This is a genomic window from Nonomuraea sp. 3N208 (assembly GCF_052245935.1).
Lineage (GTDB): Bacteria > Actinomycetota > Actinomycetes > Streptosporangiales > Streptosporangiaceae > Nonomuraea.
In genome coordinates, this window is record NZ_JBQQBR010000020.1 from 187,392 (window position 1) to 213,239 (window position 25,848).

General features: G+C 70.5%; 28 protein-coding genes. 13 read left to right on the forward strand and 15 right to left on the reverse strand.

Annotated elements, in window-relative coordinates; translation table 11 throughout:
- Positions 1 to 2 precede the first annotated feature (2 nt).
- Both ACTWPT_RS29490 and ACTWPT_RS29495 read right to left on the reverse strand, forming a co-directional pair.
- Positions 3 to 1,148 carry an efflux RND transporter periplasmic adaptor subunit gene (locus ACTWPT_RS29490; protein ID WP_443180721.1) on the reverse strand — a complete coding sequence of 382 codons (1,146 nt, stop codon included), beginning with the start codon at positions 1,146 to 1,148 and terminating at the stop codon, positions 3 to 5.
- On the reverse strand, positions 1,148 to 1,663 hold the full coding sequence (locus tag ACTWPT_RS29495) for a hypothetical protein (RefSeq protein ID WP_443180722.1): 516 nt from the start codon (positions 1,661 to 1,663) through the stop codon (positions 1,148 to 1,150). The genes ACTWPT_RS29490 and ACTWPT_RS29495 overlap by 1 nt, the downstream gene beginning before the upstream one ends.
- A 152-nt stretch (positions 1,664 to 1,815) precedes the next feature.
- Here ACTWPT_RS29495 and ACTWPT_RS29500 point away from each other — a divergent pair, with 152 nt between their 5' ends.
- Positions 1,816 to 2,472 carry a response regulator transcription factor gene (locus ACTWPT_RS29500; protein ID WP_443180723.1) on the forward strand — a complete coding sequence of 219 codons (657 nt, stop codon included), beginning with the start codon at positions 1,816 to 1,818 and terminating at the stop codon, positions 2,470 to 2,472.
- Entirely contained in the window at positions 2,469 to 3,668 is a 1,200-nt protein-coding gene (locus ACTWPT_RS29505; protein ID WP_443180724.1) for a sensor histidine kinase, read from the forward strand. The genes ACTWPT_RS29500 and ACTWPT_RS29505 overlap by 4 nt, the downstream gene beginning before the upstream one ends.
- Before the next feature lie 51 nt (positions 3,669 to 3,719).
- On the opposite strand, the gene ACTWPT_RS29510 is transcribed toward ACTWPT_RS29505, so the two are convergent.
- A complete protein-coding gene (locus tag ACTWPT_RS29510) occupies positions 3,720 to 4,277 on the reverse strand; it encodes a class I SAM-dependent methyltransferase (protein ID WP_443180725.1) in 558 nt (185 codons plus the stop codon).
- Positions 4,278 to 4,411: 134 nt separating this feature from the next.
- Between ACTWPT_RS29510 and ACTWPT_RS29515 the strand changes: the two genes are divergently transcribed.
- Positions 4,412 to 6,106: a protein kinase domain-containing protein gene (locus tag ACTWPT_RS29515; RefSeq protein ID WP_443180726.1), complete on the forward strand. Its 1,695-nt coding sequence runs from the start codon at positions 4,412 to 4,414 to the stop codon at positions 6,104 to 6,106.
- On the forward strand, positions 6,103 to 7,569 hold the full coding sequence (locus tag ACTWPT_RS29520; protein WP_443180727.1) for a serine/threonine protein kinase: 1,467 nt from the start codon (positions 6,103 to 6,105) through the stop codon (positions 7,567 to 7,569). Before ACTWPT_RS29515 ends, ACTWPT_RS29520 begins: the two co-directional genes overlap by 4 nt.
- 25 nt (positions 7,570 to 7,594) lie before the next feature.
- Here the strand turns inward: ACTWPT_RS29520 and ACTWPT_RS29525 are convergent, their stop codons facing one another.
- On the reverse strand, positions 7,595 to 8,122 hold the full coding sequence (locus ACTWPT_RS29525; protein WP_443180728.1) for a hypothetical protein: 528 nt from the start codon (positions 8,120 to 8,122) through the stop codon (positions 7,595 to 7,597).
- Positions 8,123 to 8,273: 151 nt separating this feature from the next.
- Between ACTWPT_RS29525 and ACTWPT_RS29530 the strand changes: the two genes are divergently transcribed.
- Entirely contained in the window at positions 8,274 to 8,705 is a 432-nt protein-coding gene (locus tag ACTWPT_RS29530) for a VOC family protein (RefSeq protein ID WP_443180729.1), read from the forward strand.
- Here ACTWPT_RS29530 and ACTWPT_RS29535 read toward each other — a convergent pair.
- The 7 genes from ACTWPT_RS29535 to ACTWPT_RS29565 all read right to left on the reverse strand — a co-directional run bounded on the left by ACTWPT_RS29535 (position 8,702) and on the right by ACTWPT_RS29565 (position 18,037).
- A complete protein-coding gene (locus ACTWPT_RS29535; protein WP_443180730.1) occupies positions 8,702 to 9,649 on the reverse strand; it encodes a hypothetical protein in 948 nt (315 codons plus the stop codon). The genes ACTWPT_RS29530 and ACTWPT_RS29535 overlap by 4 nt on opposite strands.
- On the reverse strand, positions 9,646 to 12,063 hold the full coding sequence (locus ACTWPT_RS29540) for an AAA family ATPase (protein WP_443180731.1): 2,418 nt from the start codon (positions 12,061 to 12,063) through the stop codon (positions 9,646 to 9,648). Before ACTWPT_RS29540 ends, ACTWPT_RS29535 begins: the two co-directional genes overlap by 4 nt.
- Positions 12,063 to 13,202, reverse strand: a complete 1,140-nt coding sequence (locus tag ACTWPT_RS29545; protein ID WP_443180732.1) for an exonuclease SbcCD subunit D — start codon at positions 13,200 to 13,202, stop codon at positions 12,063 to 12,065. Before ACTWPT_RS29545 ends, ACTWPT_RS29540 begins: the two co-directional genes overlap by 1 nt.
- A 14-nt stretch (positions 13,203 to 13,216) precedes the next feature.
- Entirely contained in the window at positions 13,217 to 14,968 is a 1,752-nt protein-coding gene (locus ACTWPT_RS29550) for an ATP-binding protein (protein ID WP_443180733.1), read from the reverse strand.
- 66 nt (positions 14,969 to 15,034) lie between these two features.
- Complete coding sequence (locus tag ACTWPT_RS29555) at positions 15,035 to 15,997, reverse strand: hypothetical protein (protein ID WP_443180734.1); 963 nt, start codon at positions 15,995 to 15,997, stop codon at positions 15,035 to 15,037.
- Between the two features lie 5 nt (positions 15,998 to 16,002).
- Entirely contained in the window at positions 16,003 to 17,130 is a 1,128-nt protein-coding gene (locus ACTWPT_RS29560) for an ROK family transcriptional regulator (protein ID WP_443180735.1), read from the reverse strand.
- A gap of 70 nt (positions 17,131 to 17,200) precedes the next feature.
- Positions 17,201 to 18,037: an NAD(P)H-binding protein gene (locus ACTWPT_RS29565; protein ID WP_443180736.1), complete on the reverse strand. Its 837-nt coding sequence runs from the start codon at positions 18,035 to 18,037 to the stop codon at positions 17,201 to 17,203.
- Between the two features lie 102 nt (positions 18,038 to 18,139).
- On the opposite strand from ACTWPT_RS29565, the gene ACTWPT_RS29570 reads away from it, so the two are divergent.
- The 3 genes from ACTWPT_RS29570 (at position 18,140) to ACTWPT_RS29580 (ending at position 20,128) form a co-directional block, all read left to right on the forward strand.
- The gene (locus ACTWPT_RS29570) at positions 18,140 to 18,373 is read left to right on the forward strand and encodes a FitA-like ribbon-helix-helix domain-containing protein (RefSeq protein ID WP_443180737.1); all 234 of its coding nucleotides are present in this window, start codon (positions 18,140 to 18,142) and stop codon (positions 18,371 to 18,373) included.
- Positions 18,370 to 18,759, forward strand: coding sequence for a type II toxin-antitoxin system VapC family toxin (locus ACTWPT_RS29575; protein ID WP_443180738.1), 390 nt, complete (start codon positions 18,370 to 18,372; stop codon positions 18,757 to 18,759). Before ACTWPT_RS29570 ends, ACTWPT_RS29575 begins: the two co-directional genes overlap by 4 nt.
- A gap of 136 nt (positions 18,760 to 18,895) precedes the next feature.
- Positions 18,896 to 20,128 (forward strand): MucR family transcriptional regulator, encoded by a 1,233-nt coding sequence (locus tag ACTWPT_RS29580; RefSeq protein ID WP_443180739.1) that lies wholly within the window; start codon positions 18,896 to 18,898, stop codon positions 20,126 to 20,128.
- Positions 20,129 to 20,304: 176 nt separating this feature from the next.
- Here the strand turns inward: ACTWPT_RS29580 and ACTWPT_RS29585 are convergent, their stop codons facing one another.
- Positions 20,305 to 20,937 (reverse strand): hypothetical protein, encoded by a 633-nt coding sequence (locus ACTWPT_RS29585; RefSeq protein WP_443180740.1) that lies wholly within the window; start codon positions 20,935 to 20,937, stop codon positions 20,305 to 20,307.
- A 117-nt stretch (positions 20,938 to 21,054) separates the two neighbouring features.
- Here ACTWPT_RS29585 and ACTWPT_RS29590 point away from each other — a divergent pair, with 117 nt between their 5' ends.
- Positions 21,055 to 22,167, forward strand: coding sequence for a phosphotransferase family protein (locus ACTWPT_RS29590; RefSeq protein WP_443180741.1), 1,113 nt, complete (start codon positions 21,055 to 21,057; stop codon positions 22,165 to 22,167).
- Positions 22,168 to 22,253: 86 nt separating this feature from the next.
- A complete protein-coding gene (locus tag ACTWPT_RS29595) occupies positions 22,254 to 23,033 on the forward strand; it encodes a hypothetical protein (protein ID WP_443180742.1) in 780 nt (259 codons plus the stop codon).
- Between the two features lie 23 nt (positions 23,034 to 23,056).
- On the opposite strand, the gene ACTWPT_RS29600 is transcribed toward ACTWPT_RS29595, so the two are convergent.
- On the reverse strand, positions 23,057 to 23,419 hold the full coding sequence (locus ACTWPT_RS29600; RefSeq protein WP_443180743.1) for a YbaB/EbfC family nucleoid-associated protein: 363 nt from the start codon (positions 23,417 to 23,419) through the stop codon (positions 23,057 to 23,059).
- A 164-nt stretch (positions 23,420 to 23,583) separates the two neighbouring features.
- Between ACTWPT_RS29600 and ACTWPT_RS29605 the strand changes: the two genes are divergently transcribed.
- Together ACTWPT_RS29605 and ACTWPT_RS29610 are read left to right on the forward strand one after the other, a co-directional pair.
- The gene (locus ACTWPT_RS29605) at positions 23,584 to 23,883 is read left to right on the forward strand and encodes a hypothetical protein (RefSeq protein ID WP_443180744.1); all 300 of its coding nucleotides are present in this window, start codon (positions 23,584 to 23,586) and stop codon (positions 23,881 to 23,883) included.
- 12 nt (positions 23,884 to 23,895) lie between these two features.
- A complete protein-coding gene (locus tag ACTWPT_RS29610) occupies positions 23,896 to 24,651 on the forward strand; it encodes a hypothetical protein (RefSeq protein WP_443180745.1) in 756 nt (251 codons plus the stop codon).
- A 4-nt stretch (positions 24,652 to 24,655) separates the two neighbouring features.
- On the opposite strand, the gene ACTWPT_RS29615 is transcribed toward ACTWPT_RS29610, so the two are convergent.
- Together ACTWPT_RS29615 and ACTWPT_RS29620 are read right to left on the reverse strand one after the other, a co-directional pair.
- Positions 24,656 to 24,802 (reverse strand): hypothetical protein, encoded by a 147-nt coding sequence (locus ACTWPT_RS29615; protein WP_443180746.1) that lies wholly within the window; start codon positions 24,800 to 24,802, stop codon positions 24,656 to 24,658.
- A 78-nt stretch (positions 24,803 to 24,880) separates the two neighbouring features.
- Positions 24,881 to 25,165 carry a hypothetical protein gene (locus ACTWPT_RS29620; protein ID WP_443180747.1) on the reverse strand — a complete coding sequence of 95 codons (285 nt, stop codon included), beginning with the start codon at positions 25,163 to 25,165 and terminating at the stop codon, positions 24,881 to 24,883.
- 179 nt (positions 25,166 to 25,344) lie between these two features.
- Here ACTWPT_RS29620 and ACTWPT_RS29625 point away from each other — a divergent pair, with 179 nt between their 5' ends.
- On the forward strand, positions 25,345 to 25,539 hold the full coding sequence (locus tag ACTWPT_RS29625) for a hypothetical protein (RefSeq protein ID WP_443180748.1): 195 nt from the start codon (positions 25,345 to 25,347) through the stop codon (positions 25,537 to 25,539).
- Positions 25,540 to 25,848: the final 309 nt, after the last annotated feature.

Here is a 25,848-nt window from a genome sequence, read left to right on the forward strand (position 1 = left end):
GGTCACTTCGGCATCCCCACGGTCATGCCCTCGGTGAGCCCGTCGCCCTCGACCTCGACCCGTCCTCCGGCGAACAGCCCCGTCTCGACGGCGATGTACCTCGACTTGCCGCCCTCGATCACCTCCAGGCCGAAGCCGCCCTCCCGCAGCGCCACGAGGGCCGCGACCGGCACGGTCAGCACGTTCTTGCGCTGGGATGCGGTGAACGTCACGTCCACCGACGCCTTGTCGAGGCCCTTGGCGGCCTTGGCAGCGCCGATCGAGACCAGCGCCTCCACCCGGGTCTCGGGGTCGGCGTTCTGGCCCTCGCCCGGCACGATGACCGTGGCGACCTCGGTGACCTTGCCGCTCACGCTCTTGCCGTCGGGCAGCGTTACCTCGACCTTGGCCCCTTTCTTGGCCATCCGCTGGTCCTCGGCCTCCAGCTCGACGGTGACGACCTTGGACGTGCCCGTGTACGTCAGGACCTTCTGGCCGGGCTGGGCAGGCTGGCCCTCCTCGGCCTCAATGCTCTCCACGCGTAGCTTGCCCGGCGCGAAGACGACGCGACCCAGCTCGACCACGCCGGTCTCGTCCAGGCCACGGTCCTCCTGCCATTCCATGACGGCCTCGGCGGTGTCGTAGGTGTACTCGTCGTCGACCGTGAATCCGTCGTAACCGAGCTTGCTGAGGTTGCGCTCCAGGTTCTCCACGTCATTGCCCTCCACGCCGATCTTGAGGTCGCGGTAGGCGGGTGTGTCGCCGTACATGAGCGTGACGGGGTCATTGTCCAGCCGGTACATCGACTTCCCTCGGGTGATCTGCTGACCGCTCTCGGGCAGCCAGGTGATCGTGCCGGGCTTCCTGGTCACCGCCGTGGTCACGGGGCCGTAGCCGAGCTCGCCGTCGGCGTCCATGGTGTCGTTCAGCGTCTGCCTGGCCACCGTGGCGGTGGCCGGGGGCAGGACGTCGGCCGACTGGGTCGGGCCCGAGGCGCCCTCCAGCAGACCCCCGCTGTTGATCGCCACGAACCCGCCGCCCGCGGCGGCCAGCACGATGAGCAGTCCGGCGACCACCTTGCCCCGCCCGCGACGGCGGCGCGGGCGGGAGGGCGTCACGTCGGGTTCCGCCTTCCCGTCAAGGGTGGCCCCGCCCTGTAGGGGCCCCATCACCTGCCTCCCATACCGGCCTCAGCCATCTCCTTCTGGCACTTCTCCTGGGCGGACTTGAAGTCGGGGTCCTGGCCGACGTCGCCGGTGATGCGCATCATGCCGCCCTCGGGGTCCGGGTACTTCTCCACGCCGTTGTCCCGCATGCACTGCGCGACCTTCCGCAGGGCCTCGGCCCGCTTGGGGTCGCCCCCGCCCGCCGTCTGACCGCTCGGGGCGTACTGCTTGCAGGCCTCCTGGGCCTTCTGCATCGTCTCCCTGGGGGTGTTCTTGTCGAGCCGCATCATGACGCCCTTGCCCGGCTCGGGGTCCGGCATGTCGATCCCGTTCTCCCGCATGCACTGGGCGTACTTGAGCGCCCTCTCGTGCGGGTCCTCGCTCGGCTTGGGGCTGGCCGCGGCCTGATTGCCGGTGCCGGTGACCGAGGCCACGTCGGAGCCGCCGGCGGCGGCGCCTCCGCAGCCGGCCAGCAGCATGGTGGCGGCGGCCAGTGTGATGAGAGCTCGTGCTCGCATGGGTGATCTCCTCCGTCGACTCAACGTCGTTCGAGTGGAGATGCAATAGGGCCCGCCGTTTCCTCAGCGTTTCCGCGGCTCGCTTATTTTGAGCAAATGCCCCGTAGGCCACACTCGGCTCCATAAGCGGAGAGAAGGACCTGGGGTGCGCCATGCGGGTGCTGGTGGTTGAGGACGAGCGGACGCTCGCCGACGCGATTGCCGAGTGGCTGCGGGAGGAGACCCACGCGGTCGATCTGGCGCACGACGGCGAGGCGGCGCTGGAACGGATCGCGGTCAACGACTACGACGTGGTCGTGCTGGACCGCGATCTGCCGCGGGTCCACGGCGACGAGGTGTGCAGGGAAGTGGTCGCCTCGGAGTCCGACGCGCGGGTGTTGATGCTGACGGCCGCCGCGCAGCTCGACGACCGGGTGACGGGCCTGTCCATCGGGGCCGACGACTACCTGTCGAAGCCGTTCGCGTTCCCCGAGCTGGCCGCCCGCGTCCTGGCGCTGGGGCGGCGCTCGCGGCCGGCCGTGCCGCCGGTGCTGCGCCGGGCCGGGATCACGCTGGACCCGGCGCGCAGGGAGGTGTTCAGGAACGGGCGTTTCGTGCCGTTGTCGAAGAAGGAGTTCGCGGTTCTGGCCGAGCTGATGCGGGCCAACGGCAACGTGGTCTCTGCCGAGCAGCTGCTGGAGAAGGCCTGGGACGAGCACGCCGACCCGTTCACGGGGGCCGTCCGGCTCACCATTCTCAAGCTGCGCCGCAAGCTCGCCGACCCGCCGGTCGTGGAGACCGTGCCGGGGGTGGGGTACCGGATCTCATGAGACTCCCGCACCTCCAGCCCACGTTGCGGCTGCGACTCACCCTCGTGTACGGCGCCGTCTTCATGCTCGCCGGGCTGACCTTGCTCGGCGTCACCTATTTGCTGTTCAACCAGCAGCTGACCCAGTCGTTCGACAGCCGGTTCACGTCGGAGCCCGGCAAGACCAAGAACCTGTTCTTCGTCAAGCACGGCGTCCTGCTGCAGGGCCAGGCCGCGATCGAGTGGCTGCGGCAGCAAGAGCTGGAGCTGCGCAGCGCCGCCGTCACCTCGCTGCTCACGCAGGGCGCGATCGCTCTGGTCGTGGTGGGCGGATTGGCCATCGGGCTCGGCTGGGTGGCGGCGGGGCGGGTGCTTGCCCCGCTGCACCGGGTCACCGACACGGCACGCAAGATCGCCGCCGAGCCCACGGCCGAGCGCGGCCTGCACCGGCGGATCAGCCTGGAGGGGCCGGAGGACGAGGTCAAGACGCTGGCCGACACGTTCGACACCATGGTGGAGCGGCTGGATCACTCCTTCGACGGGCAGCGCAGGTTCGTGGCGAACGCCTCGCACGAGCTGCGTACGCCGCTGACGCTGAACCGGGCGCTGGTCGAGCTGGCCATGCACCGCCGTACGGCCTCGGCCGACGTCAAGGACCTGGGCGAGAGCCTGCTGGAGATCAACACCCGCCACGAGCGGCTCATCTCCGGGTTGCTGCTGCTGGCCAGGTCCGAGCAGGAGATCGCGGACCGCTCGCCGGTGGACCTGGCCGACGTGGTGGCGCACGTGGTCAGGCAGACCGAGGGGGACGCCGCCGAGGCCAAGCTCACCGTGTACGAGGTGACCGCGCAGGCGCCGACGACGGGGGACGCCTTGCTGCTGGAACGGCTCGTGCACAACCTGGTCGAAAACGGTATCCGGTACAACGTCGACGACGGCACCGGGTGGGTGCGGGTGGTGAGCCGTACCGTGTCCGAGGGGAAGGTCGAGGTGGAGGTCAGCAACACCGGGCCGGAGGTGCCGCCGTACGACATCCCGCAGCTGTTCAAGCCCTTCCACCGGCACGGCGCCGAGCGAGTGGTCACCGCGCGGAGCGCGGGGCTGGGGTTGTCGATCGTGCAGTCGGTGGCGCTCGCGCACGGCGGCGACGTCAGGGCACGTCCGCGCGAAGGCGGCGGCCTGGTCGTGACCGCCTCGCTTCCCCGCGCCCGGCACTGAAAGGCGTGCGTCTGGCGCTTCGTTGTCCGGGCTCACCGCCACCCTGGCCGGCTATGCGCGCGCGTAGTGCGAGTGGACGGCGGGCTGACCGGTGTAGTTGGGTCCCGCCTGATCGTCGGCGCCCAGGTAGCGGTAGGGCAGCGTGATGGAGGCCCGGCCGGTGCGGCGGATCCTGCCGTTGGCGACGAAGAGTCCGTCGTCGGTGAGCCAGTCGCCGATCCTGGCGAGGAGGCCGAGCTTGTCGCCCACGTAATGCAGACCGTGCACGCACGTGATGAGGTCGAAGCGGGTGCCGGGGCGCCAGGCCGTGACGGAGGCGGTGACCAGGTGCAGGCGTGGTGGGTTGGGCGGGCAGGCGAAGAAGCCGACCAGGTCCACACCCACGATCTCGACGTCGTCTCCGAGCAGGGCGGCGGCCTCGCTGAGGGCGTTGGCCGTTCCGCAACACAGGTCCAGCCAGCGGGCCGGCCTGGTCCGTGCGGCGCCGAGGACATTGACGATGTCGATGCCCAGCTCGCGGTCATAGCTTCGGAGGCGGCGCTCCCGGTTCATGAGGGAATTGGCCACCACCGGGGAGTTCTCCAGCTCGTCGTCCGTGGTGAGAGGCATGATGGCGGCACTTTACGGCTTTCCGGGCTAAGGCGGAGGTTTTTCATCGGCTCCGCGACTTCACCACAAATCTGGAAATGAGTCGCTATCGTACGTAAAGATCCACCGCACCCGTCCCAGGAGTCACTTCTCTCATGGCGCATGTCGAACCGCTGCGGGAGGACGATCCAGCGGCGGTAGGTGTCTATCGCCTGCTCGGCCGGCTCGGCGCCGGCGGGCAGGGGACCGTCTACCTGGGGCAGGCGCCCGACGGCAGGGCGGTGGCGGTCAAGGTGCTGCGGGACGCCGCGGGGTTCGACGACCGGCTCGCCAAGGAGATCGAGGCGGCGCGGCGGGTGGAGCCGTTCTGCATCGCGCAGGTGCTGGACGCGTCGCTGGGGCGGCAGCCGTACATCGTCACCGAGTACGTCGAAGGACCGTCGTTGCAGCAGGCCGGCCGGCACACCGGGGCCGATCTGCAGCGGCTGGCCGTCGCCACGGCCACCGCGCTGGCCGCCATCCACGGGGCGGGCATCGTGCACCGGGACTTCAAGCCCGCCAACGTGCTCCTCGGGCCTGGCGGGCCCCGGGTCATCGACTTCGGCATCGCCCGTGCTTCGGACGCCGCCGCCACGGTCACGAGCGGCATCGTGGGAACGCCGGCGTACATGGCGCCTGAGCAGCTGGCAGGGGAGGCGGTGGGGCCGGCCGCGGACGCCTTCGCGTGGGCGTCCGTCATGGTGTACGCGGCCACCGGCGCGCCGCCGTTCGGCCAGGACACACTGCCGGCGATCATCAACCGGATCCTCCACAACGAGCCCCAGCTGGGTGATCTCCCGCCTCCGCTGAGGTCGATCGTGTACAGCTGCCTGGCCAAGGATCCGCGCGCTCGGCCGGCGATGCGGGATGTGCTGCTACGGATGCTGGGCGGGCCAGACCCGGCACCAGCCGCAGGGCCGATTCTGGCGCCCGCACCAGGCACAGACCCGATGCCAGTGCCCGCACCAGGCACGGGACTCCCCCCGGGACCTGCACCAGGCGGAGGGCGTCCGGCGCCTGCACCTGGTGCAGGGCTGCTGCCGCCGCCATCGTCCGCGCCACCGGCAGGAGCCGGGCCATGGGCGGGGGCGATGCCCGGGCCTGGGCCGAGGGCCGGTGCTGCCGCTGGTGGTGGCGGCGGACGACGACGGGGCGGTGTGGCGGTGGCCATCGGCGTGTCGGGGGTCGTGATGGCGGCGCTGATCGCCGGTGTCGTGTGGCTCGCCCCATGGCCGGGGGGCCGAACCGGCTCGGTGCAGCTCGCGGCCGCCTCGCCGACGCCCTCCGCACCGGGCACGCAGCGGCCCGCGACGACGACACCGCCGCCGCGTAAGTCCACGCGCAAACCCCTACGGACACCCACTCGGACGCCCATCCGGACGAAGACCTCCAAACCCACCCCTACGTCTTCGCCGACCCCCGAGCGCACGACGGAACGGCCGACGCCTTCCCCCACGCGGACCACGAAGAAGCCCGCCACGAGCGCCAGGATCAGCATCCTCGAGATCGAGCTGTTCGGCGGGCCCGGCCAGTCCAACGCCGAAGGCTGCTACATGCCGCCGGTGCACTTCCAGACAAATTTGGAGTCGTCCCGGTCAGAGGTGTGGGTCTCCTATGTCTGGGAGGTGGACGGCAAGGCCGTCTCGCGCAACAGGTCATGGGTGTCGAAGGGCGGCTACACCGCGTTCGCAACCTCCTATCACTACGACCTGAAGCCCGGAAGCCACCGCATCACCCTGCGGGTCACCTCGCCGTCCGTGACGAGCAAGGGCGTCTCGATCAACATGTGTGACGTGGAGACCTACGAATGACGGACGCCATTGGCCCGTACAAGGTCATCAGGCAGCTCGGCGAGGGCGGGCAGGGCATTGTCTACCTGGCCGAGGCGCCTGAGGGCACCCGTGTCGCGGTCAAGGTGCTGCGCGAGGGCGTACGCGGGGACGGGCGCTTCGCCAAGGAGATCGCCGCCGCCCGGCGGGTGGAGCCGTTCTGCATCGCGCAGGTGCTGGACGCGTCGCTGGGCGGGCGGCCGTACATCGTCACCGAGTACGTCGAGGGCCCGTCCCTACGCGAGGCGGGCCTTCACACCGGGGCCGACCTGCAGCGGCTGGCCGTGGCCAGCGCCACCGCGCTCGTCGCCATCCACCGCGCCGGCGTGGTGCACCGCGACTTCAAGCCCGCGAACATCCTGCTCGGGCGGGACGGGCCGCGCGTCATCGACTTCGGCATCGCGCGCGCCATGGACGACGGGGTGACCCGTACCAGCAGTGTCGTGGGGACGCCCGCGTACATGGCGCCCGAGCAGTTCGCGGGCGCGGTCATCGGACCCGCCGCGGACGTGTTCGCCTGGGGATCCGTCATGGTGTACGCGGCCACCGGTGCCCCGCCGTTCGGCAACGACTCCCTGCCGGCGGTGCTCAGGCGGATCCAGTACGAGGAGCCGCGCCTGGACGGCGTGCCCGAGCCGCTGCGCTCGATCGTGTACGCCTGCCTGGCCAAGGACCCGCACGCCCGTCCGGCCATGCACGACGTGCTCTTCCGCCTCATCGGCGGCCAAGCTCGACCGGTCTTCCCAGGACATGCGCCGCCCGCCGGCGTCCCAGGCGGCCCGGCGCAGGCCGGCGTCGGGGATGGGCCGACGCACGCGACCGCCCGCCGGCCGGGCGGAGTCGTGTTCCTCGCCGCGGGGGCCGCGCTCACCGTCACCGGCGCGGTGGTCACGGCCTGGTTCTGGCTGCCCGGCTCGCGCGACGGCACCAGCACCGCCGCCATCGCCACAACCTCCGCCGGCGCCCCCGCCACCACCGCCGATCCCGGCCGTACCAGGGCAAAGGAATCCGCCAGGGCCCTGCGCCCGAGCCCCACCAAATCCGTCAAGCCCGCCACCCCCAAGCCCAGCGCCACAGCTTCCACCTCCCGCCCCACGTCCCGGCCCACGCTCACCACCTCAAAGCCGACCGCGACCAGCGACGGCGGCTCAGGAGGCGTGACGTCCGTGGCCTTCACCTACGAGGGCTTCAAGCTGGGCGACTGCTGGCGCAGCGACACCAACATCTGGGCCAAGGTCTCGGCCACCGGCACCTACAGCTACCGGTGGCTCGTCAACGGCCAGAACCAGGGCAGGCAGCAGGGCACGCCGTCGTCGAAGCCGCTGCTCCCGTCCATCGTGTGGAAGGGCCCCGGCACCTACCGCGTCGTCTTCGAGGTGGTCACGCCCAGCGCCATGCGCAAAAGCACCACGGTGACCATCTGCGACTCTTGGGAGGGCTGGTAGGGCTGAACCTCGGCCCTCCCAGGGATCACGCGGGGAAGTCCTTGGGGTTGACCGAGCTGGTCTGCGCGTTGCCGCCCTTGACCTGGTGGAGGGTCAGGGTCCAGATGGTCGTCTGCGTCGAGGTCGTGGTGAACTTCAGCCGATCGTTGAACCGCTGATAAAGGGCACCCCTGGTGAACCTGCCCTTCGACGTGCTGAACCGATAGCCGGTGGTGAAGTAGATCCGGTACGTGCCGTCCCTGACGTCCTTGATGCTCGCGGTGGACCTCGCGCGAACGTAGATGCTGATCGCCTTGGTCCGGCCCCTGACGAGGGTGACGACCCCGTCCTTCGAGGTGCCGTTCCTGATCTTGAGAGTGCCGTGGCCACCGCTGATGCGGTCATAGAGGATCTTGCCGTTGCTCGGACGCGCTGCCGCGGTGGTCTCGGTAACCGCGGCAGCGGCACGGTCGGCGGTCGCGACGGCGGGGGTGGAGGTCAGCAGGGCGCCGGTTAAGGCGACGGCCGCGACGACACCGGTACGCAGCGGTGTTCCTTCCAGAAGTCTCTTCACCGTGAATGTCTCCTTGAGGGGCTTTTGGTCACGCCAAACATAGAAGATCCCACCGTGATGACACACCTCATATGTCCCAACATGCACAGAACGTTCAGGTGACGCACCGCTGGGGTAGTGATCCCGGAAAACGTACGGGAGCTGACCTGACATGACGGCGTCCACCCCCTCGATCCCCCGGTTCCATCTGGCCATGCCCGTGGACGACCTGGACGCGGCCCGCCACTTCTACGGCGAGCTCATCGGCTGCGCGCAGGGCCGTAGCTCTGATACCTGGATCGACTGGAACCTGCACGGCCACCAGTTCGTCACCCACCTGGCGCCCGCCCGCACGCAGCAAGCGCACAACCCGGTCGACGGCCACGACGTGCCCGTGCCGCATTTCGGGCTAATCCTGACAATTCCCGAATTCCACAAACTGGCGGACAGGTTCCGTGAGGCCGACACGTCGTTCGTCATTGAGCCGTACCTGCGCTTCGCGGGGCTGCCCGGAGAGCAGTGGACGATGTTCCTGCTCGACCCGGCCGGCAACGCGCTGGAGTTCAAGGCGTTCGCCGACGACTCCCAGGTGTTCGCGGTCTAGCCGCCGGCGGCGGCGGTACGCAGCGCACGGTAGAGCAGGCGCGCGTCGCCCAGGTGGTGGCGCAGGAGCTTTTCCAGGCCGCCGATCGGGACGAGGTTCTGTGGCGCGCGCGGGTCCTTGTAGTCCACTCCGGCCAGCGGCGGCAGGGCCAGCGTGACCGCGTCGGCGAGCCGCACGACCTGGGCCGGCTCCAGCTCGGCGCTGGCCTCGCAGCGGGCCACGCCCGCCCAAGGGGCCGAGGACTGAACGGGGAGCCGCACGTACCAGGCGTGCCGCCGCCAGCTGGTGCCCATGAGGAACACCGGCGTACGCTGCCCGGGCGTGAGCGCGGCGATCACCGAGGACTGCGGCGGCGGCAGGTACGCGGTGTGGTGCGTCTTGATGTAACCGACCGTGCGCGGCAGATGCGTACGCCCCCGCAACGGCCCGTCGACCAGCAGCAGGTCGTCACTCTGTGACCGGTGCCGCACCGCCAGGTCCACCTCCAGCTGCGTGACCTGCCGCTGCAACGCCAGGGACAGCTCCTCGAAGCTGCCGTCCGCGGCCTTGCTGGGGTGGTAGGTGGCGTGCGGGGTCTTGACCTCGGGCGTCTGCGGGAACGCGGAGATCAGCGCCCGGTGGACCTCGATCTCGGCGAGGTCGGCGCCGTCCGGGCCGCACCGCACGATCCCGGCCGCGTACGAGGCCGCGATCCCGGGGACGGGCATGGGCGCGTCGGGATCGTGCACCCAGACGCGGGCGTCGATCCTGCGGACGCCGTCAGCGACCAGCAGCGTTTCGGGGGCGGCGGCGTCAGGGCCGGGCGTGACGGGTTTCCAGTCGGCGGCCGGCCGCTCGATGTCCAGCACGAGCTCGGCGCTGGTCGCGCCCAGCTCGGAGAGGGCTTCGACGGCGAGCGCGGCGGCGTAGCCAGGGTCCCACGGGTCAACGGTGAAGCCCGTCACTGAACCTCCGCCTTCCGCACATGGGAGCCCTTGGCGTCGCGCCTGACCTCGAAGCGTACCGGCACCCGCTCGGCCAGCGCGGGAACGTGCGTGACGACGCCGATCATGCGTTCCTGGCCGGCGGCGAGGCGTTCGAGCGTGGTGGCGACGGTGTCGAGCGTGGCCGGGTCGAGGGTGCCGAAGCCCTCGTCGAGGAAGATGGAGTCCAGTCCCCTGGCGACGGCGCCGGACAGGGCCAGGGCGAGCGCGAGCGCGGCCTGGAAGGTCTCGCCGCCGGACAGCGTGCGGGCGCTGCGCCGCATCCCGGCCTCACCGAAGTCGATGACCTCGATGTCGCCGGTCTTGTCGCTGAGCGCCAGCTCGTACTGGCCGTCGGACAGCTCGCGGAGCGTCTCGGAGGCCGAGGCGACCAGCACGGCGAGGGCCTCGGCGCACAACCAGCGCTCGAAGGCGTTGGCGCGCAGGCGGAGCGCGAGCTCGTGGGCGACCTTGGCCTCGTGCTCCTTCATGGTGGCCTGGTTCTCCAGGTCGGCAGCGCGCTTGCGCTCCTCCTTGAGCCGGTCGAGCGCGCTCTCCGCGCGGGCCACGGTCCCGGCGACGGCGGCGCCGAGCTGGTCGGGCGAGGCGTCGCGCGGGGCGACGACGCCGTGCTCGGCCAGGCGCTCGGCCAGCCTGCGGCGGTCGGCGGCGAGCCGCTCGCCGGCCTGCGCGAGCTCCTCGTCGCGCGCGGCCAGAGCGGCGCGGGCGGCCTGCACGGCCCGGTCACGCCAGCCGAGCAGCTCGGTCCAGGCCCGGTGCAGGTCCTCGCGGACCAGGGGCGGGGGCCGGTCGTCCTGGGAGCCGGATACGAGCAGCCGGTCGCGGGCGGACTCCAGCGTGCGCCAGGCGGTGTCGGCCTGGCGCTCGACCTGCTCGGCGGCGGCCCGCGCGCGGTCCAGCCGGCCGCGCGCAGCGCGTAGCGCGTTGCGTGCCTGGGTGGCGAGCTCGTCGGCCTTGGCGATCGCGGCCAGCCGCGCCTCCAGCTCGGCCCGGTCACCGGGCGCGGGTAGCGCGGCGAGCTCGGACTCCAGCCGGGCCGCCTGCGTGGCCGACATCGACGCCGAGGCCTCCGCCTTGGCATGGGCGGCTCTGGCGCGCTGGGCGCGCTCACGGGCGCCGGCGAGGACGCGGTCGGCGGTGCGCATGTCCGCCGGCGGTTCGTGGCGGGGCGGCTGGGAGATCGGGTGGCGGCAGACAGGGCAGGGCTCGCCCACGGCCAGGCGGCCGACCAGGTGGGCGGCGGCGTGGGCGTCGCGCAGGCGTTCGCGCTGTTCCTCGGCCGCGACCAGCACCTGCTCGGCCGTCGCCAGCTCGCCGGTCAGGCCCTCCAGCGACGCGGCGGCCGAGGCGGCGGCGGCGCGGGCACGGGCGGTCTCGGCCCGCAGCCGGTCGCGGTGGTCGAGCGCGGCCAGCGCCGCCCGCGGCGCGCCACGATCGCCCAGGGCGGCCAGCGCCTCGTACGCCTCATGGTCGTCGGCCTCCAGCGTGGCGACCTCGGCGGTCAGCGTCTCGACCGCCTCGGCGGCGGTGCGGCGGGCCGAAGCCAGGGTCGGGACCGCGTCGGGCATGCGCAGCGCCGACAACACCGACTGCCGTTCGGCGACGGCGGCACGCTCCTGCTCGGCGCGGCGGATGTCGGTCTCACGGGCCCGCAGCAGGTCCAGGTCGGCGTCGATGGTCTCGGCCAGCCGCCGCAGCGCCGCCAGCCGCTCGGCCAGCTCCCGCTCGGCGTCCTCGCTCGCGCCGGACAACTTGGCGAGCTGGTCGCGGGCGAAGGAGGCGGCCTGCTTGGCGGTCTCCTCCTCGCGGGCGGCCTGCTGCCTGATCCGCTCGTACACGTCGGCGTCGAGCAGCTGCACCAGTAGGTCCTGCCGCTCGCGCGGCGCGGCGTGCAGGAACTCGGCGAAGCGGCCCTGCGGCAGCACCACGCACTGGGTGAAGAACCGGTACTCGAGTCCGGTCACCTGCTGAGCTTCGATGGTGACGTTCTCGCCCTCGGCGAGGGGTTTGACCACCGCGTCGAACGCCGGCGGGGCCGCGGGGTCCAGCTCGTCGAGCCTGGCCTCCTTGGTACGCACCGCGCCCTTGGCGTCGCGCACCATTGCCCGGACCACGCCGTAACGCCGCCCGTTGCTCTCGAACACCATCGCCACCTTGCCGGCGCTGACGGACGGCGCCAGGGCGTGGGCGACCGCGCCTTCTCTCCCCCAGCGGGGCACCGTGCCGTACAGGGCGAAGCAGATCGCGTCGATGATCGTGCTCTTGCCGGCCCCGGTGGGGCCGACGAGCGCGAAGTATTCGGTGTCGGTGAAATCGACGGTCACCGGCTCGCGGAAGCTGCCGAAGTGGTCCAGGTGCAGCAGCAGGGGACGCATCAGCCGGTCACCTCGTCGTAGAGCCGGTCGAACAGGGTGGCCACCTGGTCGTCATGGCGTCCGGTGGCGGCGAGGTAGTCGCGGAACAACTCGCGCGGGCTGCGATCGGCGGAGCTCGCCCGCCGGGTGGCGGGCACCGGCCGGAACTTCTCGTCCAGCATGACGTCGACGGCGCCGGACAGCAGCTCGCGCACGTCGTCGGCGAGGCCCACGCGGGGTTTCTCCTCGACGATCACCTTGAGCCAGTCGTCGCTGGGTTCGATGGCCTCCAGCTGCTCCAGCGTGCCGCGTACGGTGCGCAGCCGGCGGGCTGAGCTGAGCGTCAGCTCGCGCACCACGGCGGGCCGTCCCGGGGAGACCTCGACCAGCAGCGCGCCCGGGGTGTTGCCTTCTTCGCCGAAGTCGACGGCGAGCGGCGAGCCGCTGTACCAGATCGGACACGGGCCGGGAATCTGCTGGCGGCGGTGGAGATGGCCGAGCGCGGCGTACTGGGTGGCGGTCGGAAAGGCGGTCGGCTCGAAGTAGTAGGAGAAGATCGACTGCGCTTCCCGCTCGCCACCGCCGAACGCCCCGCCGGGCAGGGTGCCGTGGGTGGTGACGAGGTTGACGGTGTCGCCGTGGAATCCGGCGGTGAGCGCGCCGATCAGCTCGCCGATGCGGGCGGCGTAGTCGCGGTTGTGGTCGGCGGCGGTGCCGGTGAGGACCTCGGCGGCGCGTACGACGTACCGGTGCGACAGGAAGGGCAGCACGGCCAGCCGCACCGGCTCGCCGGACCGCGCGGTGAAGGCCAGCGTGCCGCCCGCGTCGGGGCGGCGGAAGGCGCCGAGCACATGCAGCCCCAGCTTGCCCAGCACCGGCCGGTAGACCTCCAGCAGCTGCGGGTTGTCGTGGTTGCCGGCCAGCACCACCACGTCTCTGCCGTCGCCGCGCAGCGCCATGAGCGCGTTGAGCACCAGCGACTGGGCCTCGGGCGTGGGCGCGGAGGTGTCGAAGAGGTCGCCGGCCACGAGGACGGCGTCCACGTCGTGCGTGCGGGCGGCGGCGACCAGCTCTCGCAGCACCGCCCGGTGCTCGTCGAGGCGGGGGCGGCCTTTGAGCACCTTGCCCACGTGCCAGTCCGCGGTGTGGAGGATCTTCACGAAACCACCTGTGGTCAGAAGGGCGGGATGTCGTCTTCGATGCCGGGCAGGCCCTTGAACGGATCGCCGCTCGACGCCGTCACCTGCGCCGCCGCTTCAGCGGGCCGGGTCGCCCACGCCGGGAAGGGGAAGGCGACGGCCAGCGGGACAGGGATCTCCGGCTGGGCCACGAACATGGTGCCCGGCTTGGCGATCGTGGCGCGTTCCCTGACGGCCGAGGGCAGCCAGCCGTACTCAGACCTGGCGGCCTCGGCCGGGTCGAGGCGGCCTGCGACGCGTACGGCGCTGTTGGAGACGATGCGGCGCTCCACTTCCGAGGCGGTCTGCTGGGCGCCGATGAGGATGACACCGAGCGAGCGGCCCCGCTCGGCCACGTCCAGCAGGATCTCCTTGATCGGCGAGTCGCCCTCGCGCGGCGCGTACTTGTTGAGCTCGTCCAGCACCACGAACAGCAGGGGTTTGGCCGTGCCCGAGGACTCCTTGCGATGGAACTCGCCGCGCAGCACCACGCCGACCACGAACCGCTGCGCCCGCTCCGGCAGGTTGTGCAGGTCCACGATCGAGACCTGCGCGTCGGAGGTGCTGACCGAGTGGGCACGGTAGAACGGCAGGTCGCCGCGGACGATCGGGGACAGCGGGCGGACCGCGCTGCGCAGCCGGCGCAGGAACGCGTTGACGGTGCCGAGCGGGGTCTGCGCGCCGGTCCACTGCAGCCGGCTGCCCTCGTCCTGCAACTGGTCGGACAGCGTCTCGACAAGGTCGGAGAACGTACGGCAGGTCGTGCCCTGCACCATGACCGCGCCGCCGTCGCCGACAGGCTCGGCCCACGCCTTCAGCCGGGCGGCGACCTGGCCGACGAGCAGCGAGTAGCCGGCCCGCTCGTCGTCGGCGTCGGCGAAGACGAACCGCAGCAACTCCTCCTCGCAGAACTCGACCAGCGTCCAGTAGAAGGCGCTCACGCCCTGGGTGCGGGTGGCGACGTGGGGCACGCCGTTGGGGTCGTTCGGCCGGGGCGGAGCGAAGACGTGCACGCTGTTGAACGGCCGCGCGGGCAGCCCGAGCCTGGCGTAGGCGCTCCTGGCTTTCTCGTCGAGGCGGAGGTTGTCGTGGTCGAGGAAGAGCAGGTCCTCGCCCTTGACGGAGAAGATCAACGCCTTGGTGTTGGCCGACTCCACGTCCAGCACCCCGGAGTTGAAGATCGAGTAAAGGAGGAAGGTGGCGAAGGAGGTCTTGGTGGCCACGCCGGACACGCCGGAAATCGACACGTGCGCACCGCGGGTGCCGTCGAGGAAGTCGAAGTTGACGTAAAGCGGCTGGCCGTCGCGGCCCATGCCCATGGGGATGCGCCGGTCCATGACGTCGAAGTACAGCGCCTGGTCGCGGTCACCGGCACTGGCCAGGTAGACCTGGGCGCCGGGCAGCGGCGGCACGAACACCTCCGGCTCGACCCGGGTCACCCGCACCTCGGCCACCTCGACCACGGCGGCGGGCAACGCGCCCTCGGCGATCAGGAACACGTCCGAGTCGTACGTGGCTCCCTCGTGCCTGGCCTCCACGGTCGTCACCACGCCCGCCATCAGCACGGGCCCGTGGCCCGGCACCTCGCGCCTGGTCACCACCACGTCGTCAAGCTGGAGGACCTTGCCCGGCTCCAGCCCGACCCAGAACGACAGCGGCGAGGCCGCCTGCGTGCCGAGAACCCGCCCGACCGCCTCGCCGGTCACTTGCGCCACAGCCGTCGCCGCGGACGCCCCGTTGACCGTCACAAATCCCTCCGCCCCCAAGAATGCCCTTCTATGGGAGCGTAATGGGGTCCGAGGAGTGCGTCCCGCTCATTCAGCCCGAACGCGAAGGACGCGCAGCTCGTGCGCCCCGTCCTGGCGCGTCATCTCGTAGTAAAGCCACCATTGTCCGTCGAGGATCAGCGCGTCGAGGTAGCGTACGGATCCGCTGCCGTGCGGCGAGGTGACCCACGGCCCGTACTCGGACAGCCGCCGCCAGTCGAACAGGTCGGTGGAGACGGCGACGCCGCAACGCTCCTCGTAGTTCTCCGCGTGCGAGGCCGAGCCGTCGTAGAAGCCCACGTATCCACCGCCGGGGATCGGCACCACGCTGTTCAGCCTGGCCTGGTAGCGGTCCCAGCCGGCGCCGACCGGCAGGACGCTCCCCCGCCAGGTGAACGACTCGCCGTCGAGACTGGTGGCCACGCCGGTGGGGTGCGTGGTCGCGCCGACGTTGTAGATGTCCCCAGTAGCGTGCGCGAGCGGGTCGGGGGTCTCCAGCGACTCCGCGTAGCTGGCGAACAGGTACGTGACAGGCCCGGCACGCAGCACGTACGGGTCCTTGACGCCTTCCGTGCCGGTCGAGGCCGCCGTCAGGACCGGCCGGGCCCTCGTGACGTCGAACACGGACGGGTGCTCGGCGGTGACCGCGTCGATGCGCCACCGGTTGTCGGCCGGGTCCACGTACGACAGGTAGAGCCGGAATCCGCCGCCGTCGGCCGGCATCAGGCAGAAACGCTCCATCGACGGCGTGCCCAGCTCGTCCTTGTGCACCGACCACACGTCGGTGAAGTCGAGGCCGTCGTCGCTGACCGCGACCGCGCACTGCCAGCCGCGCTCCGACGCGGCGCCCCTGGGCCGGCGTCGCCGGTAGGTCAGCCAGAACCGCTCGCCATCGTGCAGCACGCCGGCGGCGCCCGACCAGTAACCCTCCTCGTCCTTCTCGGGCGCGAGCACCACCTCGCCCGCAAGCGGGTCGAACGCGGCCAGCGGGGCGTAAACACGACTAACCACAATGCCTACCTTTCATACAAGAAACAATCCAGGGCGACGGCGGCCCCGCCCACCACGCCGGCCGCGTCGTCGCCGAGCGTCGGCCGCTCCACCCGTACCGCGTCGCGCAGCACGGGGAACGCCTTGGCACGCAGTGCGGCACGCACCCGGTCGAACACCGGTTCAGGGGCCGGCCGGAAGATGCCGCCGAGCAGGATCAGCTCCGGGTTGAGCAGGTTGACCGCGCTGGCCAGCCCGGTGGTCAGGTGATCCACCAGGTCGTCCAGGAGCCCGTCGGGGACGTCCGCGAGGGGGTTGGCGGAGCGGCGGCCGAGCCGCTCGATCAGGTACGGCTCCGACACCACGGTCTCCAGGCAACCGGTCGCGCCGCATGGGCACCGGCGGCCCTTCTCCAGCACACGCAGGTGGCCCAGCTCGGTGACCCCGTAGGCGCCCGGCCGGAACGGGTGGCCGCCGATCACCAGGCCGGCGCCGACGCCGGTGCGGACGTACACGTACAGGAGGGGGTCCGCACCGGCCGTCTCCCCGTAGCGGCTCTCGGCCAGCGCCATGGCGCGTACGTTGTGATCGACGACCGTGGGGATGTCCAGCGCGGCCTCCAGCAGGTCGGCGAAGGCCACGTCGCGCCAGCCCAGGTTGACGGACAGCACGTTGCGGCGGTGCGCGGGATCCACCGGCCCGGGGGCGGCGACCCCGATGCCCAGCAGCCGGTCCGCGGGCACGTCGGCCGTGAGCTCGGACGCGGCCTCGGCGATGCGCGCCACGACCCGCTCCGGGGTCTCGGCGTCAAAGGTGAACGATGTGCTCCGGACGACCCGGGCCCTGAGGTCGCACAGTCCCAGCTGCACGGCGCCCGCGCCGACCTGGACACTGATGACGTAGCGGGCGTCCACGCGGATCCTGATGCCGGTCGACGGGCGGCCGACCCGCTGGCCGGCGCCTTCCACGGCGTCCTCCGTGACCAGGCCCTCGTCGAGCAACTGGCCCACCACCTTGGTCATGGTGGTGGCCGACAGGCCCAGCCGCCGCGCCAGGTCGGCACGCGGCTGAGGGCCGTCGTCGCGCAGGCTCCGCAGCACCAGCCGGCGGTGGTGCCGCCGTAAGTCCTGAACCGGCGAATACCTCTGGTCCATGAGCCGCCCCTTAATTAACTACTGGTGAGAAACTAATCGACAAGGGGCAGATCGGTCAAACCCCCAATGCCTAGATCTTCGCCAGGAGCTCCTCAAAGGTGGTCGCCGGGTGCCCGGTGAGGGCCGGGATGGCGTCGCTGACTCCTTCCAGCTCGCCGGCGGCGATCGCGAGGTAGGTGGACACCCACGCCTCGACCTGCCAGTCGGGCGCGCCGTAGACCCCGCGGGACTCGTACGCCTCAGCGACGGTCTCGGGGTAATAGGTGACGGTCCTGCCGGTGGCCCGGCTCAGTGTGGCGGCGACCTCGTCCAGCGTCATCGCCCGCGGTCCGGTGAGATCGTAGGTCGCCCCTTCGTGCACACCCGGGTCCAGCAGCACCGCGGCCGCCGCGTCGGCGATGTCGTCCTGGGCCACGGCCGCCACCCGGCCTTGCCCGGCCGGGCCGCGGATCACGCCGTCGTCGCCGGCCATGCTGGGCAGGAAGTCGGCGTACAGGTTGTCGCGCAGGAAGGTGAAGGGCAGGCCGCTGTCGCGGATGTGCTGCTCGGTGGCCCAGTGGTCGCGCGCCAGCGTGAACGTGGCCGACGGCGACGCGCCGTAGAAGGAGATGTAGACCAGATGCGTGACACCGGCGTCGCGGGCGGCGTCGACGAAGGTGCGGTGCCGGTCGAGCCGGTCGGCGCTTTCCGACGCGGACACGAACAACACGGTCGTCGCTTGGTCTAGGGCCCGCCTCATCGCCTCGGGGTTGCCGTATTCCGCGCTGACCGCGGTCGCGCGCCGGAGCGACGGCACGCGGCCCGCGTCCCGGGAGACGAGCCGCTGCTCCGCCCCGGCAGCCGCGAGCCGCGCGGCGATCCGGCCGCCCAGCCTGCCGGTGGCGCCCGTGGTCACGATGAAGGCCATGCCGCCAAGCCTATGGGCGACTTCTCAGGGCGCGGATGTCACGACATACCGAAATGCAATACCGATTGCATGTGCTGCATACAAACACATACACTGAACTCCATGATGCTGGTTCAGGTACGTGACGTGTCCGAAGCCACCGTGAACGCGCTCAAGGCGCAGGCCGCGGAGCGGGGCCTGACCTTTACCGCATATCTCCGAGCGGAGCTCGACCGGCTCGCCGCCAGGCCGACGAACGCCGAGGTGATCGAGAGAATGGCCCGCCGCGACAGACGTGGTGGACCGACAACGGAGGACACAGTGTCCGAGATCCGGCGGATCCGCGAGGCATCGTGATCATTGTAGATTCGTCCGCCATGGTCGACGCGCTCGTCGACGACCCGGTCAACCCCGCACTTCTGGCGCTCATCGCCGACGAAGAACTGCATGCACCCGCCCTGCTGGATTTCGAAGTGATCAGCGCACTGCGCGGACACTGCCTGGCGGGAAAGCTTGATCAGGTCCGGCTCGACGAGGCGACCGAGGACTTCACCGCGCTGCGGATCCAGCGGTATCAGATGACGGACCTGCTCCGCCACATCCTCAATCTGAAGGACAATTTCACCACCCCTGATGCCGCCTATATCGTCCTCTCCCAGGCGCTTGAAGCGCCACTGATTACTTCCGACAACAAAATGAAAGAAGCCGAGAAGATCGGGATCGACGTACGTGTCATGAGGTGACATGGCGTGGTCGCCCACGTCCTTGGCACTACGGTGGTTCGCAGGCCAGGCCCGGTGGTCGCGTGCGACGACCGCATCCCTGAGGATCTTGCTGACGCTACACTGGAGCGACGAGCACGGTCGTCGAAGGTGGGACATGGAGAACCAGCGCGGCAGGCCGGGGCACTGGATTCCGCCGGGCAAGCCCACCGACGTGCCGCCCGGCGTGCAACCGGAATACGGCGGCAAACTGCTCTGTCTCGAATGCGGCCTGTGGTTCCGGCAGCTCGGCCAGCACGTGGTGGTCAAGCATGAGATATCCGCCGACGATTACCGGCGCATCCATGAGCTTCCGCGCGGCTTCGGCCTGCACTCCAGCACCGTCAAAGCGCGGCGCGCCGAGTTACAACGCGAAAGACTGGCCACGGACCCGGAGTTCAAGGACAGCCTCCGGCCAAAGCGGTCACGAGAAGAGCTGGCCGAGCTGTCGAAGGCGGCCTGGCGTGAATCGAAGGACCGGGCCGGGGTCCGCGCCTCCTATCGGGGCAACCCAAGAGTCGGCAAGAACGTTCATCTGGCGACCCAGGGCCGCGTGAAACAGCTGAACGCCGAGCTCGACGAGCGCTGCCGGCAGGCCGGATTCGCGAGCCTCGAAGAGGTCTTCACCACTCACCAGGACCTCAACAACCATCAGATCGCCGAGCTGCTGGGCATCAGCGTGCGTCGTGTGAGCGGGCAGCGTCGCCGGCTGGGGTTCGAGCCGCCCGGCCGATGGGCTGCGGATTACGTGGTCAAACACCCCAGCATGCAGCCGCCGATCCCCGCGGCGGAGCTCGCGGCGGTGCCGTACGGTGAGCAGCCGACCAGGAACGGTCACCTCCTGTGCCTGGAGTGCGGCCGCTGGTTCAAGACTTTGGACCAGCATATGTCGGTGATGCACTCCATCACTGTCACCGACTACCGCGTGAAGCACGGTATCGACCCGCACGAGGCACGGGCCCGCGAGCTGGGCTACGCCTCGCTGACCGACCTGCTCACCGCCACAGCCTCATGGAACGGCACCGACCTGGCGAAGCTGCTGGGCGTAAGCCGGCGCAAGACCCGCGAGCTCCGGCACCGCTACGGCTTCACGCCCCCGCGCGGTGCCAGGCCGGTCGGATTCGTCCCCAAGACCCCCCGTCCGCACCCGGAGCTTTCAGCGGAGGAGCTGGCGGCCGTGCCGCACGGCGAGCAGCCCGAGAAGGACAGCCAGCTCTTATGCCTGGAGTGCGGCCAGTGGACACGGGGCATCGCCGCGCACGCGAGGTGGAAGCACGCGATCAGCTCCGAGGAATACCGCGCCCGCCACGGCTTGCCCACCCACCTCAAGCTGCATCGACGACCTTCATGAGCTGTCCGGCGTCCGCCGGGTGCCGTAAGGAGCGCTGCATGATCTTTCATGGCCCTCCTACCTCGCCGTGCTCAAGGCGAGGCAGGAAGGCGCCGGGGGCGGGAGCCGATCGGCGGCCGGCGCCCCGGCGCCACGGAGGGATGGCTGGGCTGGGAGAACACCGACAGGGCATGACCTCAGAGCGTGAACGCCGCCTTGGTCCACACGAACTGGGCGTCCAGCACCTCCCCCAGCAGGTCGAACAGCTCCCCTCGCGGCTCGCCCTCGATGTGGACAGGCGCGGCATAGCCGCCGGACGGACCCGGCTCGGCCATCAGCAGCACACGACCCTTCTGCCGGTCCACACCCAGAGCCACCGCCGTCTCCCGCGCGTCCGCGCACGCCTCGGCATCGCCATCGCGGTAATAGCCCTCGACCAGGTTCGCCCACAGTGCGCGGGCGGACGGGCTTTGCTGCGGAGCGAACGCCCGCGCCGAGACCACGAATACCATCGCGTCCACCCGCATCACCGCCGCCACCCGCCGGTGCCCCTCGTCGAACGCCTCCTTCGGCGGCACCGGGTGCGCGCGCAGCGACCCGGCGGCGGCGTGCAGCAGGGAGACCGGGTCGAGAGTCGCCGCCTCCGGGCCCAAGTCGTTCTGCAGGTATCCGACCAGCGGAAACGGCGGATTGGGAAGCGTGTTGTAGCCGAGGAAGAGCCTCGGGCCTTCCTCAGCGCCGGACAGGGACATCAGCGCTCCGTGCGCCACCCGTCCCAGCCCTCCATACCCATGATCGGGCAGGCCATTGGCCGACTGCAGCATGTTCATATAACAGATTGTAACTGACCCATTACTCTCTGAGATGCATAGCGTGGAACGACTTCAGAGAAGTCCAACCTTGCCCTTTGAAATCAATCCGGCCCGGCAGGGGCGTAAGCTGCTCGGATGATCGGCCAGCCTGCCGAAGTGGAATCCCTCTTATCCCGCCATCGTCCCGCCCCCGTCACCGTCGTCGGCTGGCAACCCGTGCCGCCCTGGGCCGTCGCGCGAGCGCGGTTGGACGGCGCCGAACAGGTGATCGCCAAATGGACGCGCCCGCACCGGGGCGCCGACGGTATCCGTACCGCCTCGTGGCGGACCCGCACCGAGCTGGCCGCGCTGCGCTTCCTCTCCGACGACCTCGGCCTCGGCCTGACTCCCCGCGCTCTAGCCGCCGACCTGGGTGCCGGGCTCATCGTGCTGGAGGACCTGGCGCCGCGCACGCCGCTGGACGGGCTGCTGCGTGCGGACGGCGCAGCCGCCCACGCGGTACGTCTGGCCGCCTTCGCCCGCGCCCGCGGCGAGCTGAACGCCGCCACCGCCGGGCGGGCCCCGATCTACCACGCGCGCAGGGCCGCGCTCGGCCCGATCACACCGGACGAGGACCGTATCCTCTTCGCCAGGATCCGCGAGGAGGGGCACCGGCAGGCCGCAGCCCTCGGCGCGCCGATCACGGGGCGGGCCGAGCGGGAGCTGACCGCCATGCGGGAGGAGCTGGCCGAGCCCGGATCGTTCCTGGCGTTGAGCAACGGCGACCCGGAGGCGAACAACATCCTCGTGCGTCCATCGGGCGACCCGGACGCCCGGCTCATCGACTTCGAGTTCGCCGCCTACGCCCACGCTCTCCACGACGCCGTCTGCCTGCATGTGCCCGGTCCCGGCTGGCTGTCGGTCCGCGACGACGGCCTCGCCGCCGTGTATCGCCGCGCCCTGGCCCGCGGCGTGCCCGAGGCCGAGGACGACCGGCGTTACGGTTTCGGCCTGGCTGCGGCCTGCCTCTCCTACGCCCTGGTCCGGCTGGAACGCTTCCCCAGAGTGGACGCCCGCCCGCCGGGCGACGACAGCCGCCCGCAGCTGGTCGCGACACTCGAGGCCGCCGCCCGTACCGCCGAGGCCCACCGTGCCCTACCGCACCTGGCCGGCTGGGCCCGGCAGGCGGCCGACCTGCTCCGCCGCCGCTGGCCCGACGCGGACCTGGACCTCGACGCCGTCCCGCCCTACACTCCCCGAGGCCGCTGACCGGGTTGTCCATATGTGGACATTCGTGTCAACCTTTCTCCACCCTCGTCTCCTCGAGTGCCTCATCCGCCGCAAGGAGGGCCGCCGTGCGCGTCCACCTGGTCGTCCCGATCATCGCCCTGCAGCTCTTACCCGCCCCCGGGGCGAGCGTGGTGGAGTACGAGTGCACCACGACGGCCACTGGCCAGAAGCAGCCGGTCAAGGTCGATGTCGAACTGACCGTCCCCGCGCGTGCCGCGGTGGGCGAGAACCTGACGATCGGCTGGCGCGGCACCTACGTGACGGGATCCGAGCTCCGCGCGCCCTCGACCGGCCTGGAGGGCGGCCTCAAGCTCTACGCCTACGCCGGCATCAGCGGGATCCCGCGGCTGACCTCGGCCACCGGCGTCGGCCAGCTTGGCACGATCACCCCAGGCCAGCCCATCCCGCTCCCCACGACCACGGTCAACCTGACGACGACACCGCCGGGCAAGGGCACGGGCACGGTGCACGCCGCCGCCATCAACATCGGCCCCAGCCCTCAGGAGCCCTTGATCGAGTGCGAGGTCAAGAACAAGTCCGCCCTCACGCAGTATCCCCTCGCCGTCGGGGAATCCGCCGGAACGAGCACCCCCACCACCTCGCCCACCGACCCGGATGAGGACGAGACCACAGACGATGAGGACGAGGCTGACGCCACGACCCCTGAGGTGACGACCACCGTCACGACCACCGCGACCCCGGAGGGAGGAGTCGATACGGGGGCCGGGGGCGAGGCCGGGCCGGACGGGCGGGCGTTGATGCTGGCCGGATCCTTGGTGATCCTCTCTTCCGCCGCCGGTCTCGCGCTACGCCGCAGGAGGGCGCTCCCGCGAAGGGAAGGTTAGACGGACCTGATTGACCGCCCCGGTCAGAAGCCCATCTCCTTTATGAAGGCGGCGTGGGCCTCATTCAGCCGTCGTTCCATGGCCTGGAACTCGGCCTCGTCCACCGCGGGCTTCACGCCGGTCTCGGCGATCAGGTCGTTGGTCTGCTGGGCACAGTCGTCCTGCGCCGCGTTGACCGCGCGCAGCAACTCGTCGGCGAGGTCCTGGCTGGCCATCCGCATCACGCGCGGGTTCAGCCGGATCGAGTCGATACGAAGGGAACTGTCGACTTCGACGACGATCTGCCCGCCCGCGGCCGTGCCGCTGCCGCGTACCGCGCCGAGCCGTTCCTGGAGGCCGGCGAGGCGGCGCATGGCCTCTTCCGCCTCCCGGGCGATCCGTTCCATGTCCTCAGGACCGACATTACCGAGATCGAACACCACAGAACCCCCAACGCGACACATCTGTAACAACGATCACTCCTGACTTTGGACAAAATAGTCGATACGCTCATCCCACGTTAAGCCGATGTTTCGCGGTCTGCGATTGCAGCTGGTCAAGGGAGAGGTTCATGGCCCAGGACATTCACGTCACTTCCAAGGCCATCGCCGACATCCAGCGGAATCTCAACGAGTACGTCATCCCGGGACTAGAGCGGCTCAAGAGCTCCGTTGACAGCACCCACGTGCCTTTCCCCGGCTTCGGCACGCTGGGCTTCGTCCTGATCGGCAAGTATGACCTCGTCCGCGACGACGTCAAGGCCTACGCGGACGACTCCATCGAGACGGTCCGAAACTGGATCATGGCCCTGGAGACGATCAGGACGAACTGGCGTGCGGCCGAGGACGCCAGCGAGGTCGGTTACCAATGAAAGGACGCCCGCATGCCTGACCCCGCGCTGGCCACCGCCGCGCTCAACCAGCTCAAGCTGGCCGCGAAGTCGGCTCCGGGCATCATAGTCGGCGTGGCCATCGCCACCACCGCGCTGGCGAACTGGCCCGGCATGGGCGAAGCCAAGTCCAACTGGAACTCGCTGGCCAAGGCCTTGGAGGTGGAGTACCCGAGCCTGATCGGCAACGCCGTCTTCCTGTCCAGGGCGGGTTGGGTCGCCGACGACCGCGAGGCGTTCCTCAACGCCGCCGCCCTCTTCACCGGCGACCTGCAGAAGCTCAGCGGCCTCTGCTACAACATGGAGGGGCAGGTCGACCAGGTACGCGATGCCTACGCTATCTACTGGCTGGAGATCGGCGCCCTCGCCGTCGTTGTCATCGGCTATGTCGTTGCCTGCATGGCCATGATGATGACGCCGCACCTGCGTGCCTCCGGCACCGTCATGCTCAACAGATTGACCGCGGCGACCAACTACATGATCGCCAAGAAGACCGGATTCCTCTTCAGCTTCCTGGGGGTGGCCGCAGCCACGCTCGGAACCAGCTCGCAGTCGCTGGGCCAGCTGTTCACCGTCCAGCCGACCCAGAGCGCCGCCATCGACTTCGAGCGCGCCGTCATCTCCACGGACCCGCCGTCGAACTACATCGCCCCGATGCGCGAGCTGCCCGCCCCACCGCAGCCGGAGGAGGAGGACCCGCAGCCGCCGGAGCAGTCGGAGCAGCCGGAGCCGCAGAAGCAGCCGCGCTGACCCATCACCCGGCAGCGGGGATCGGCGCGCTCACCACGAGCCCGCCTTCCTCGCGTGGCACGACCGCGGTGCCGCCGTGGGCGTGGACCACGGGCCGGACCATGGACAGGCCGAGCCCGACGCCGACCCCGTACAGTCGTTCTCGAGCCACCTGAACGGCTCGTACAGCCGCGGCACCTCCGAAAGCGCCTCCTCGGGCCCGGTGTTCTCCACCACGACGAAGACCGCGTCAGGCCGCGAGCCAGTGCGTACGCTCACAGAGCCTTCTGCGGAGTTTGTACGTGACCGCGTTGTCCGCCAAGTTCGCGATGACGCGCTCCAGCAGCACCGGGTCGCCCGCGGCCCGGGCGGGCGAAAGCTCGGCCGCCACCCCCTCGTACCGTCCGAGGACGGAGTGGGCCAGGTCGACCGGCTCGCGCTCTGTCAGCTCGCGCGCGCGGTCTGGGCGAGCGTGAGCAGCCCTTCGATGCGGCCCCGCGACATCCAGCCGCTGGGCGTGTCGGGCTACTGCCATCACGCGATGGAAGTGGAGCACATCGCGACGCCGGTCGTGCTCGCCCGGGCGTTGCTCCAGGAGGAGGCGCTCACCAGCGGCGGAGCATTGAACATCCTGCGCTGGCCGGTCGTCGGCCCGTCCCTCAACCGGACGCCGTACGGAGGGGTCGATGCGGAGGGAATGGCGGCCGTCGCCGGATGGTCGTCGAGGAGCTTCCGTTCGTCGGCCTTGGGTTGGCGCCGAACGTCGATGAGACGATCAGGGAGTACAAGATCAACGGGGTGGGACTTCCGTACGGGGCCGAGATCGAGGAGCTGAGCGCGGACGGCCGCGAGCAGGTCCGGGCCCCGCACGACGGCGACCGGCGACCGTGGGTGCTCACGACGGAGTGACGCGGGCATTCCGCAGCGGGCCGGGGCCCACCCATCGCCTTCCCGCGGGTGTCGTGGTCGGCCCGGTGGCACAGTTTGCATGGGGCGCTATTCGCGCGCTAGTGATGCGCTAGCAGTGAAGATTACTGTTCCGCCACGCCCGCCCGGATACCGCCACGTGGCTCGACCCGCACACCTGCTGGGTAAGCATTCATCAGGGCTCAAGATCGGGTACGGCGTGAGCGTCGTGCTGCTCGTGGGATGATCTTTCGGTGCAGGCTGGGGATGGGCGTCCGTCGTATGACGAGCTTGCCGCCCTGGTCGTGGAGC